Raw genomic sequence first — 12,844 nt, forward strand, 5'->3', positions numbered from 1 at the left:
TTAAAAGTTTAGTTTAGCGCCTATCGCAAATGTTCTTGGAACCGGGTAAGCTTCATCGTCATTTCCAGCCTGGGTACTGCCTCTCTGACTTACATCCGGATTATTGCCGGGGTATTTGGTAAAGATGAAAAGGTTATTGGCGCTTACAAATACACGGATATTGTTGAAGTATTTTGTTCTGGGGAAATTGTAACCTAAGGTTACGTTCTTTACCCATCCATAGCTGGCATCATACACATACCGGTTACTGCTTTCGCGCGACCATTTAAAGTAACTGGTGCCGCCCTGCGCATTCACATGAGTGGGGTTGGTGCCCGGATTTTCAGCAGACCTCCACCGGTCCTTTGCTTTATCCAGCACATTGAATACGCCATCCATATTCATGGTAGAAGCTTCAATATTCCGGTATACATCAAAATCCTGGGCGCCCATAAACAGCACATTAAAATCAAATCTTTTATAATCACCGTCAATATTAAGCCCCCATGTAAATTTGGGATTGGGGTTTCCTATTTCTACCATGTCTTTGGTATCATAGGTGATCTCGCCGTTACCATCTGCATCCCGGAACCTCATACCACCGGGAATCACACCATCCTGCTTGGGCGCCTTATCTATTTCGTCCTGTGTATTAAAAATCCCTATTTTATCATAGCCATAGATCATGGCAATAGGTCTGCCTACCTTTTGCACATTATAACCGCCATAAAAGCTACCGTACCATAATATATCATTCGGTCCGTCAATTTCAAGCACTTTGCTTCTGTTGAAGGCGATATTAAAGCCGGTTCTGAGATGCACTTCGCCTATGCTTTCCCTGTAATTAACAGCGAGCTCCACTCCCCTGTTCTGTACTTTACCTATGTTGCTAAGGCTGGAAGTAAAACCGGAAATAGAAGGAATGCTTACGGGCAACAGCATGTCATTGGTCAGTTTATTATAGTATTCGGCTGTAACCACTACTTTATTACTAAAGATCGAGAGATCCATCCCAATATTTAACTGGTCGGATTTTTCCCATTGCAGTGAGGAGTTGGCAAATGCGCTAACAATCACCCCCGGTGCAAATGAGTTATTCAGGATATAGTTGGTGGCGCTCAGGAAGGAAAGACTGTTATAATTTCCGATATCGTTATTACCGGTTTTACCATAGCTTGCCCTTAGCTTCAGATCCGATATCCAGTTAACGCCTGACAGAAAAGCTTCTTCACTTATTCTCCATCCTACAGAAGCAGATGGGAAGTCCCCATATTTATTCTGAGCTCCGAACCGCGAGCTTCCTTCCCGTCGGAAAGAAGCGGATAATAAATATTTGTCTTTGTACGAATAGTTCGCTCTTGCTATATAGGCCTGTAAGCTCCATCCCGCTTCAAATGAAGAAGATGACCTGATGGCGCCCGCATTTAAAAAAGGTGTTAAATCATCCGGAAAAGTATTGGCATCTCCCCTGATATTCTTTACAGTCTCTTCCTGAGCGGTAAAGCCTGCCAGGAAATCCAGCGTATGATCATCTCCAATATTGGGCGCATAGGTAAGCAACTGGTCGGTAGAATAATTCAGCAGCCGGTCATTGATTTCGATTGCGCTTGCTGTTTGGGGCGGAGCGCCGGATGTGCCGGTGGTAAGCCCTCTTCCGATAGTAGAAGGTCTGTATTCTTTGTACGTATTGTAATTTAACCGGATGTTAACCGAAGAACGGAATTTTAGATTCTTCAATATAGCCACCTCTATATAAGCGTTGGATAGTACATCTGCTATATCCCTTTTCTTTGAATAGTTTTCCAGCAGAAACAGCGGGCTGGGGTAGGCGAATACACCATCTTTGCCTCCTATAAATGGCCTGATTTTTCCGTTTTCATCATATGCGGGCTCTCTTGGGTCTATCAGCAGGCTTGAACCCACTATTGCATCGCGTCCGTCTGTACTGGCCTGGTTTTGCCTTGTATAGCTTCCGTTTACATTTAACCCGAGCGTAACAAAATTCCTAACTTTACCCGATATGTTTGAGCGCACGGAAAAGCGGTCATAGCCGGTAACTTTAAGCGCCCCGTCTTCTTTATAATACCCAACAGACAAAAGAGAATTCACATCTCCCTTGCCTGACGCGAGGGTTAGGTTAACATCTGTATAGGGAGCATTATTATGCAATATTTCATTAAACCAATCGGTGGAGTATTGGGTCTGTTCCGGGTAGCGGTATCCTTCGGGTATTTCATCAATGCTGGGCTCACGGTTTTGAAACATCCTGATCTTATCTGTAAATACATCGTTTAAAAACTGTGCGAACTCCGGCCCGTTTAATACTTTTACCCTTCTTGTTTTGGGTATGTTCTGAATGCCATAATCAACGGAAAGGTTTAAGCTGGATTGGCCTTCTTTTGCCGTTTTTGTGGTAATCAATACAACGCCGTTTGATCCGCGGGCGCCATAGATGGCCGTGGCAGCCGCATCTTTTAAAATAGAAATACTTTCTATATCATTTGGATTGAGGTTTTGGCCAACGCTTGTGCCTACAGCAAATCCGTCAATAACATATAGGGGCGAACTGCCTGCTCCCAAAGAGCCCACACCCCTTATTCTTACCTCAAATTCTCCACCCGGTGTTCCGTTCCGCTGGGTAGCAACAACACCCGGCGCCTGTCCCTGGATCATTTGCGTTACGTTTCTGGAAGGTAACTCTCCCACATCATCGAGGCTAATAGTAGATACCGCTGCTGTGATATCTCTTTTCCGTTGAGAACCATATCCTACAACCACTACTTCATCCAGCCCTTTCTCTGCTGCAATGAGCCGGATAGTAAGGGGGGTGCTGTTGCTTACGGTTACCTCAGTTTCCTGGAAACCAACAGAGCTGAAAACAAGCGTTGCACCCTGCGGTGCTGTGATGCTAAAATTTCCTGCGTCATCGGTTGTTGTTCCGTTTTGTGTGCTTTTAACTGTTACGGTTACGCCCGATAAAGCGCTTCCGTTTGATGCGGCAACTACCTTACCCGAAATGGTAAGGTTTTGCTGGGCGCAGAGCGCTGCACTAAGTAGCATCGCCGCAATAAACGCCGCCATTTGCTTACCTCCACGTGAGGCCTGGAGACACTTTTTAATCATAAAAGTTGTTTTGATGTTTAAAAATCTGTGATAAAGAATAGAAATGGTGATCTGAAAATGTATTCCGGAAGGTTAGAGCAGGGGTGCAGGATCGGGTAAAGAAAAGGAAGCTTTGAAACCTGTTATATGCATATTGCATTAAGCATCTGCCAGCGGGCAAACAGACGCGGGAATAATATACACGCTTACGCTGGTATATTGCGCAGGGCAATATCAATATTAAATATCTTCTCATATAGCAGTTTTCGTATCGTTTACCTAAGCCCGGTTACCGCAAGCGTACAGCAGTAAAACAACGCTTGTATCGAAAGATATTTAATAGGGCATGTGCCTGCATCCTGTACCTTCCTGTTAGAAAAAGCGTCATTTAGCAGGAAGATGCCTCACGGCTTTGCCTTTCATTTTAAGATAGGTATACGTTCAACTGCCGTGTTGTTTTTTTCTTTTACCGGTGCATCGCTTTTCTGAACTGTTCGGGCGAAAGACCTGTTTTTTCCTTGAATAGTTTTGAAAAGTAAAAAGAGGATTTGAAGTTTAAGCTAAAGGCTATTTCCTTTACCTGTTTGGAATGATCGGCTAACAGTGTTTTTGCTTTTTCAATTTTTAATTGCAGCAGGTATTGATGCGGTGCGATGCCGGAGTAAGCTTTAAAAGCTTTCCGGAACCATGCGTAACTTACGTTCAGCTCTTCCGCTATACTTTCTATCGAAATATCACGGTCAATATTCGTTCTGAAAATAATTCTTGCTTTATGAATAATAGATTCGGTAATATCTTCCGGCTTAAAATTATTTTGTTTGATACGGGAATGAATTTGTCCGAGCAAATGCAGCACAATGCCCGCCACCATTGGCTGGTAGCCCGTTTTTTCATTTTTTGTTTTTTCAATGATCTCCAGCATTAAATGAATTATGCTTTCATGAATGCCAACAGGTAATACCGCTTTGCGGTGATTGAAAAATTTCTGTTGTACGATATTGTCCATAATGGGGCCTTTAAAGCCAACCCAGTATTCATCCCATCCTGTTTGCTCATTGGGTTTAAAACGATGCCATTCTCCGGGAAACAGCAACAGCACTGTTCCTTCTTTTATAATGCTTTTTCTGCAGCTTGCAGATTCAAAAATACCTTCGCCTTTTGTAATGTAAATGACCTGGTACTCATCAAACACACGGCCTTTTCCCCAGTCAAAATAATGATGTGCGGGATGCTGCACAGAAGGATAAATTTCTTTTTTACTGATCCTGTTACAACCGGCATTTAATACATGCAATCCCCAGTTTTCATCCTCTATGCTGGTGGGGAGATATTTGTAATAATTGATCATATGCGGGAAAATTTTATATCAGGATGTACATCTGAAATATCAAATTGTGTATCTCTTTATGTGTTTATTAAACTGCTTTTTACAACCTGTATTTAATACAGCCGGCCACCGGTTTTTGCATTCAACTTCGCGCCGCGCTATTGGTAATGGTTGTACCATGCATAAAAATTTTATATCAGGATGCGTATCTGAAATATCAAATTGTGTATCTCCTTTTAATTTTTTTCATGATACTTTCATACCGGAAAATAGAGCAATGCAAAATAACGCCGCATTACAAATTAGAAATGGTGCGTGTTATTTGCATTGTCTTATTAAGATAATGATTTTATAAGTGGTTTTAAATATTTTATTATGATCAGATATTTATTATACACGGCAGTATTTCTTCTGGCAACAATCATAACTCCATTTCATGGCAGTTCACAAATGATCAGGGATAATGCAGATAGCAATACGTTTAAATATTTGCAAAAAGGATTTATATCCCCGGATAAAGCATACGGCAGTGCGCCCCTATGGGTGTGGCATACTAAAGTAACCAAAGCGATCATTGACTCCATGATGCAGGAATTCAAACAAAATGCGTTTGGCGGCGTAATGGTGCATCCCCGTCCGGGACTTATTACGGAATACTTATCTGCGGATTGGTTCAGCTTATATCAGTACACTATACAAAAAGGAAAAGAACTGGGACTGGATGTGTGGATATATGATGAAAATTCTTACCCCTCGGGCTTCGCCGGCGGCAATGTGCCCGACCAGATGCCGGAATCGTATAACCAGGGGCAAATGCTGCATTTAACAAAAGGAGATGCATTGCCTCCTGATGTTAGTGATATTTTTATTATCCTGAAGGAAGAGAATGGGAGTTTTATTGATATAACTTCTGCGGTGGAACAGGAAAGAGCAAAACAAGGGAAATATTATTTTTTTAAAAAAGCGTTTTATCAAAAACAGGCCGGTACCGTTGGTCCTCCGGAATTTCCTTATGTTGATCTTATGGTGAAAGGAGTTACCGAAAAGTTTCTTGAAGTAACCATGAAGGGATATGAAAAGATTGCCGGCAATGAATTTGGGAAAGCGGTTCCCGGCTTATTTTCGGATGAACCCAGCATCCCCTCGCATGGTGCAGGAAATGTGCGCTGGACACCTGATCTTTTCAGCAGCTTTCAACAAAAGTGGGGATACGACCTGAAGGCGCATCTTCCTTCTCTTTTTGAGGAAACGGGCGACTGGAAAAAAATAAGACACAATTACCAGCAAACCCTTTTGCAATTGTTTATTGACCGGTGGTCGAAGCCGATGTATGCTTATACCGAAAAACATAACCTGAAATGGACGGGTCATTACTGGGAGCACGGATGGCCGCACCCGGGGGAAGGACCTGATAATATGGCCATGTATGCCTGGCACCAGCAACCGGGTATTGATATGTTGTTCAACCAGTTTAATGAAGAAAGCCCCAATGCGCAGTTTGGGAATATCCGTTCGGTAAAAGAACTATCCAGTGTAGCCAATCAGCTCAGCAAAAAAAGAACGCTTAGTGAAACCTATGGCGGAGGCGGCTGGGAGCTTACTTTTAAAGACATGAAACGGCTGGGCGACTGGCAGTATGTGCTGGGCGTTAATTTTTTAAACCAGCACCTTTCCATGATGACGCTTACCGGGGCAAGGAAATACGATTATCCGCAAAGCTTTTCCTATCATACGCCCTGGTGGCCGTATTACAAAGCGCAGAATGAGTACTTTACACGCTTATCCTTTGTGATGTCGCAGGGCAAGCAACAGCATAATATTTTAATTATTGAGCCCACAAGCTCGGCCTGGATGTATGCCCGCCCGGGAAAGCAGCATGAAGGATTAAGCGCTATAGGGAACCGTTTCCAGCAATTTATAACCACGCTTGAGAAAGCGCAGGTGGAATATGATTTAGGTTCAGAGAACATTATTCAGGATCACGGGAAAACGGAGGGTACGAAATTTATAGTTGGTGAACGGGCCTATAGCACCGTAGTTATACCGCCGGGAATGGAAAATATAGACAAAGGTACTTATGCATTGCTGAAAGCGTATGCAGCGGCGGGCGGGAAAGTAATATTGTTCAACAAACTGCAAAGGCTCGATGGCGCCCTGGAAAATGAATTGCAGTATTTTAATGCGCCCAAAGATCATATTCTTCAGTTCACAGCACTCAATTCATCCATTATAGAACAACAGTTCGGGCAGGATGGTTTTCAGATCGCTCCAAATGAAGGGGATACTATCGGGGGCGATTTGTATCACCACCGCAGGATCATGAACGATGGGCAGATACTCTTTCTTACTAATGCCAGCATGACGTTGCCCGCAAAAGGAACCGTGCGTATAAAAGGAAAGGATGCGTTGCTGATGGATCTTGATACCGGGAAAATATCAGACTATCCGGAGCAGGAGGAGTTAGATAAAATAGCGGTAAGCTTTAATATTCCGCCAGCCGGTAGTTTGCTATTTTTTATTTCCGGTAAAAAGCAACAGGGATTGCAGCGTTATGTGGTTGCAGAGAACAAATCGGTAATGAAAGGATCGGGTGTTAAAACCATTCGCCCGGCAGAAAATACGCTGATGATAGATTTCTGTGATGTGCGGTTTGGCGATACCCTGTTGGCAGATGCCCATGTGGGCGCGGCGTCAAGGGCGGTATTTATGCATCATGGTTTTAACAGGAATCCGTGGAACCACCAGGTACAGTTTAAAGATCACATTATTGCAAGAGATACTTTTCCCAAAGGAACAGGGTTTACCGCTACTTATCATTTCACGATTGACAAACAGGTAAACTTTGAAAAATTCCGCGCTGTGGTAGAACAGGGAAGCCTGTGGACGGAAATTAAAGTGAACGGCAAACCGGTAAAGCCGCTTGCAGGGACGTGGTGGTTAGACCGGTCATTTGGTGTACTGCAGATCGGCGCGTATCTGAAAACCGGCGACAATACCATATCCGTTACTGCAAATCCCATGAGTGTATATGCGGAAATTGAGCCCATATATATTCTTGGCGATTTTAACCTGCAACCGGCAGATAAAGGGTGGCAGATTGCACCTCCAAAACCGCTACAGCCGGGAAGCTGGAAGGAGCAGGGGTTGCCATTATATGGATTTGGCGTGAGCTACGTTAAAGATTTCAACCTCGAAAAAACAGGCAGCCAGTTTGAGCTTCAACTGGGAGAATGGAAAGGAACAGTGGCCGCTGTAAAGGTAAATGGCACGCCTGCAGGTATTATATTTTCGGAGCCCAATACATTGAACGTTACAAAATACCTGAAGAAAGGCATTAACCGGGTGGAAGTTGAGGTAATTGGCAGCCTGAAAAACCTGTTGGGCCCCCACCATAATACGCCCAAACCAGGTATGGTTGGGCCGGGGCATTGGTGGAATATAAAATCATATCCCCCGGGTGAGGCTTACGATACGTATGATTACGGACTGATGAGTGATTTTCAATTACTGCAATACGCAAATAAATGAGCGCTTTATCCGTTGTGTTAAAAATGAATGAAGTTGCAGGGATGCCGTCTGCAGGCAATACATACCGGGCAAACTTTAGATGAAAAATATCAAATCATAACAATGACTCCCGCACTTAAAATTGGATTGTTTGGAATTGGACTTGAAGCGTACTGGGAGCAATTTGAGGGATTAGAGAAGCGGCTTTCAGGTTATGTGGATGTTGTTGCCGGCCGGCTAAAAACATTTGGCGCCGAAGTGGTTAACATGGGCTTAATAGATACCCCGGCCAAAGCGTTTGAAGCGGGGCACTGCTTTCGTACAGAGGATGTAGATCTTATATTTTTATATGTCACTACCTATGCCTTATCGTCTACGGTGCTGCCGGTAGTAAAGCGGGCGAAGGTACCTGTGATCGTGCTCAACCTGTCGCCCCAAGCGGCTATAGATTATGAATGGTTCAACAGACTGAATGACCGTACCCGGATGACAGGAGAGTGGCTGGCCTATTGTTCGGCCTGCCCTGTACCGGAGATAGCCAGTGTGTTCAACCGTTCGGGTATTCCTTTTTACCAGGTTACCGGCATGCTGCACGATGATCCTGAAGTATGGAAAGCAATAGAAGAATGGATAGCGGCGGCCAAAGTAGCCAATATCATGTATCACAATAACCTGGGTGTGATGGGTAATTATTATGGGGGCATGCTGGATATTTATTCCAATTTCACCTTGCATTGTGCGGTACTGGGCGGGCATATACAGATCATTGAGGCAGACGAGCTTTCTTTTATCCGGCGGCAGGTAACCGGCCAGGAGATAAAAGATAGATTGAAAATATTTGCAGAAGCGTTTGATGTGCAGCCTGATTGTTCTGCATTTGAGCTGGAACGGGCCGCGCGGACATCGGTTGCGCTCGATCAGTTAGTGCAAAAATACGGGCTGGGCTCAATGGCGTATTATCATAAAGGAACCGGTAATGCTGAAAATGAAGATACCATGAGTTCTGTTATACTGGGTAATTCGCTGCTTACCGCCAATGGCGTGCCGGTAGCGGGAGAATACGAGATCAAGAATGCACAGGCTATGAAAATAATGGACAGCTTTGGCGTTGGCGGATCATTTACAGAATATTATGCTATGGACTTTAATGATGATGTGGTGCTGATGGGGCATGACGGCCCCGGTCATTTGGCAATTGCGGAAGGAAAGATAAAAGTAAAGCCTCTGCGGGTATATCATGGTAAGGTTGGCAACGGGCTTTCTGTAGAAATGTCGGTACGCTATGGAGCCGTAACCCTGCTGTCGGTTGTGGAAACAAGAGATGGAAAATTATTATTTCTGGTTGCGGAGGCAGAATCCGTTCCGGGGCCTATACTGGAAATCGGCAACACCAACAGCCGTTATCGCTTTCCTGTTGGCGCACGGCAGTTTGTGGAGCAATGGAATGTGCATGGGCCAGCCCATCATTGTGCGATAGGGATTGGCCATATTGCATCAAAGATCAAAAAACTCGGTGAGCTGCTTGGAGTAGAGACGGTACAGGTATGCTGAGGAAGAGAAGTGAAACGTGAGACGAAAGACGTGAGAGGTGAATGGTGAATTCACTATTGCCTGTTCACTCCCTTTCACCTTTATTATCTCCCGTCTCACGGTAACACACAGGCATCATTTGATTGGCTTAACACTATGCCGCCCCTATTGGTGAGAACATCAACCGGCGACAAATATCCAAAATTGGGAATGAGATGATCTTGAACAGTATTTTTAAAGACGGGCTTATGTTTTTACTTCGGAATAGCAAATTAGGAACTGTTTTTATTTCAGTTATTGTGCTCCTTTGGTATGGATGCAATAAAAAAATAACCGGTTCCGATAAAGCAGATATATCGGGCATACAGGCGCTGCGGTCCGGATTTGTAAAGCCGCCTGATGCAGCCAAGCCCGGGGTATATTGGTACTTTATGGATGGAAATTTATCGGAGGAAGGTATGACGAAAGACCTGGAATCTATGGCTGAAGCAGGCATTGGCAATTTAATTTTTCTTGAAGTAAATGTTGGCGTGCCGCGCGGCAGGGTTGATTTTTTAAGCGACCGGTGGCTTGCGTTATTTGCACATGCTGAGAAAGAATGCCGCAGGCTGAACATTGCCATGACGCTGGGCATAGGCCCCGGGTGGTCGGGAAGCGGCGGCCCCTGGGTTGCTCCTGAACAATCTATGCAGCACCTGGTATCGGAAAGTATAGTAATAACAGGAAATGAAAACAAAAAAATAAAGCTCACGGTTCCTCCTCCCAGAAGACCGTTTTTTGGAGAAGGCGGATTCACCCCTGATTTGAAAAAGCAATGGCAGGACTTTTATGAAGATGTTGCTGTGCTGGCATTTCCTCAGCCCGCAGGAAATGATACAATAAAAGATATTGATGAAAAAGCGCTGTACTATCGTGCACCTTATTCGTCTGTTGCCGGTGTGAAGTCTTTTTTAGCTTCTTTTACAGATACCGGGAATGTTGCTGCCGGCGGCGCTGTTTCAAAAAGTGAAATAATAGATCTCACCGGTAAATTACACTCCGATGGAACATTAGACTGGGAGCCGCCACGGGGCAACTGGATCATTATGCGGTTTGGCAGACGCAACAATGGCGCGGTTACCCGGCCTGCACCTTTTCCCGGCTTAGGGTTTGAAGCAGATAAGTTTGATACGGTTGCTTTAAACAATCATCTTGATGAATACACGGGACGGATATTCAGGAAGATCGGAAAGCCTGCTAGGAGAAAGGAAGGCGGATTGAAATTCCTGCACATGGACAGTTGGGAGATGGGGGCGCAAAACTGGACAAAAAACTTCAGAACGGAATTTATAAAAAGAAGAGGGTATGATCCGTTGCCTTTTTATCCGGTATACAATGGTGTTGTTGTAGAAAGCCCGGAGATCAGCGAACGTTTTTTATGGGACCTGCGGCAAACAGGGCAGGAACTGGTATTGGAATACCATGCCGGGCAGGTTAAAAAATACAGCCACCGTCATGGCTTAGGCTTGTCTATAGAGCCGTATGATATGAACCCTAATGCCGATCTTGAGCTGGGCGCTGTTGCAGATGTGCCGATGTGTGAATTCTGGAGTAAGGATTTCGGCTATAATACTTCATTCAGCTGTATCGAAGCTGTTTCTGTTGCGCATGTAAACGGGCAACCGCTTGTTCCTGCAGAAGCATTTACCGCCGAAAAAAATGAAGGATGGAAGCAGCATCCCGGTTCCATGAAAGCACAGGGCGACTGGGCTTTTGCAACCGGCATCAACCGCTTTGTATACCATACTTTTCAAAGCCAGTCTTTGGCAGATAGCTTACGCCCCGGTATGACGATGGGACCTTATGGCATTCATTGGGACAGGAATCAAACCTGGTGGCCGATGGTAGCGGATTATCACCGTTATATTTCACGCTGCCAGTTCCTGTTGCAGCAGGGCAGAGCCGTGGCGGATATCTTATATCTAACACCGGAAGGCGCCCCGCATGTTTTTAGGCCACCTTCATCGGCGCTTACCGGCGAAGAACCGGTGCGCGACAGGAGAGGTTATAATTTTGACGGATGTTCTCCGGGGCAGTTGCTTACCGCAAGCGTTAAGGATAACCAGGTGGTATTTCCGGGAGGAGCATCTTATAAATTATTAGTGCTGCCGGATGTGGAAACAATGACCCCCCGTTTATTAGAAAAGATCAGAACCCTGGTATATGAAGGAGCTATCATAGTGGGTTCTCCGCCTGTTAAATCGCCTGGCTTAACAGGGTACCCGGGCTGCGATGAGGAGGTAAAAACATTGTCACGTACTATATGGGGCAGCCTGGAAGTTCCGCCTGTTTACACAGAACGCATATATGGTAAAGGAAAAATATTATGGGGCGCAGGTATAAGCACAAAATCTGATGGGCTTTACCCCTTATATAACATAACTGCCCAGTTGCTAAAAAATATGAACCTGCCCGAAGACTTTGAATGGGCCGGCGATTTGCGTTACACACACCGTACAGCGCCGGGCTGGGATATTTATTTTGTAGCCAATAAAACCGATGAACCTTTACAGGCGGATGCTGTATTCAGATGTGATAACAGCAGTCCCGAGCTCTGGGATCCCGTTACGGGAGAAATGCGAAGCCTGCCTGCGTTTATGCAGGGTAATGGTCAAACCAGCATCCCTTTGCAATTTGAACCTCATCAAAGTTTCTTTATTGTTTTCAAAAAGGGTAAAGCAACAGCCCCTGTTCCGGGAAAGGAGAATTTCCCGGAGTTCAAAAACATCGCCACATTAAATACAGCATGGACCGTGTCTTTTGATCCCAAATGGGGAGGGCCGGAAAAAATAATCTTCGATCAGTTAGAAGATTGGACAACCCGCCCCGAGGAAGGAATAAAATACTATTCGGGAATAGCGGTTTACAGCCAGCGCTTCGATCTTTTGGAAACAGGTACGGGAAATAAAAAAGAACGTATTGTTCTTGATCTGGGAGAAGTTAAAAACCTGGCGCGGGTAAAGCTTAACGGTAAAGATTTGGGTGTAATATGGACGGCGCCCTGGCAGGTGGATATTACAGGAGTGGTGAAACAGGAAGGAAACGAACTGGAGATAGCGATAGCCAACTTATGGCCAAACCGTTTAATTGGTGATGAGCAATTACCGGATGACGGAATAAAGAACGGGCAATGGCCCGAATGGCTGCTGCAGGGAACGCCGCGAACAAGTGGCAGATTTACATTTACCACTTTCAAACATTATAAAAAAGATGCGCCGTTATTGAAATCCGGACTTATAGGGCCGGTAACGATTAAACAAACAGAATTTTAATATATCATGATTACAACAGGATGGAACAGGATATGCAGCACCGGTTTAAAAGGTATCTTGCCGGAGTGTTTACCGGGGTTACATTTTA

General features: G+C 44.8%; 5 protein-coding genes. 3 read left to right on the forward strand and 2 right to left on the reverse strand.

Annotated elements, in window-relative coordinates:
* Together PLE34_RS09455 and PLE34_RS09460 are read right to left on the reverse strand one after the other, a co-directional pair.
* On the reverse strand, positions 1-3,102 hold the full coding sequence (locus tag PLE34_RS09455; protein WP_324556201.1) for a SusC/RagA family TonB-linked outer membrane protein: 3,102 nt from the start codon (positions 3,100-3,102) through the stop codon (positions 1-3).
* A 445-nt stretch (positions 3,103-3,547) separates the two neighbouring features.
* Positions 3,548-4,429: an AraC family transcriptional regulator gene (locus PLE34_RS09460; RefSeq protein ID WP_324556203.1), complete on the reverse strand. Its 882-nt coding sequence runs from the start codon at positions 4,427-4,429 to the stop codon at positions 3,548-3,550.
* Positions 4,430-4,783: 354 nt separating this feature from the next.
* Here PLE34_RS09460 and PLE34_RS09465 point away from each other — a divergent pair, with 354 nt between their 5' ends.
* The 3 genes from PLE34_RS09465 to PLE34_RS09475 all read left to right on the forward strand — a co-directional run bounded on the left by PLE34_RS09465 (position 4,784) and on the right by PLE34_RS09475 (position 12,756).
* Positions 4,784-7,936, forward strand: a complete 3,153-nt coding sequence (locus tag PLE34_RS09465) for a glycosyl hydrolase (RefSeq protein WP_324556204.1) — start codon at positions 4,784-4,786, stop codon at positions 7,934-7,936.
* Between the two features lie 102 nt (positions 7,937-8,038).
* Positions 8,039-9,466, forward strand: a complete 1,428-nt coding sequence (locus PLE34_RS09470) for an arabinose isomerase (RefSeq protein WP_324556205.1) — start codon at positions 8,039-8,041, stop codon at positions 9,464-9,466.
* A 194-nt stretch (positions 9,467-9,660) separates the two neighbouring features.
* Complete coding sequence (locus tag PLE34_RS09475; protein ID WP_324556207.1) at positions 9,661-12,756, forward strand: glycosyl hydrolase; 3,096 nt, start codon at positions 9,661-9,663, stop codon at positions 12,754-12,756.
* The last annotated feature ends 88 nt before the right edge of the window (positions 12,757-12,844 follow it).

It is taken from the genome of Agriterribacter sp., from assembly GCF_035445465.1.
GTDB lineage: Bacteria > Bacteroidota > Bacteroidia > Chitinophagales > Chitinophagaceae > Agriterribacter.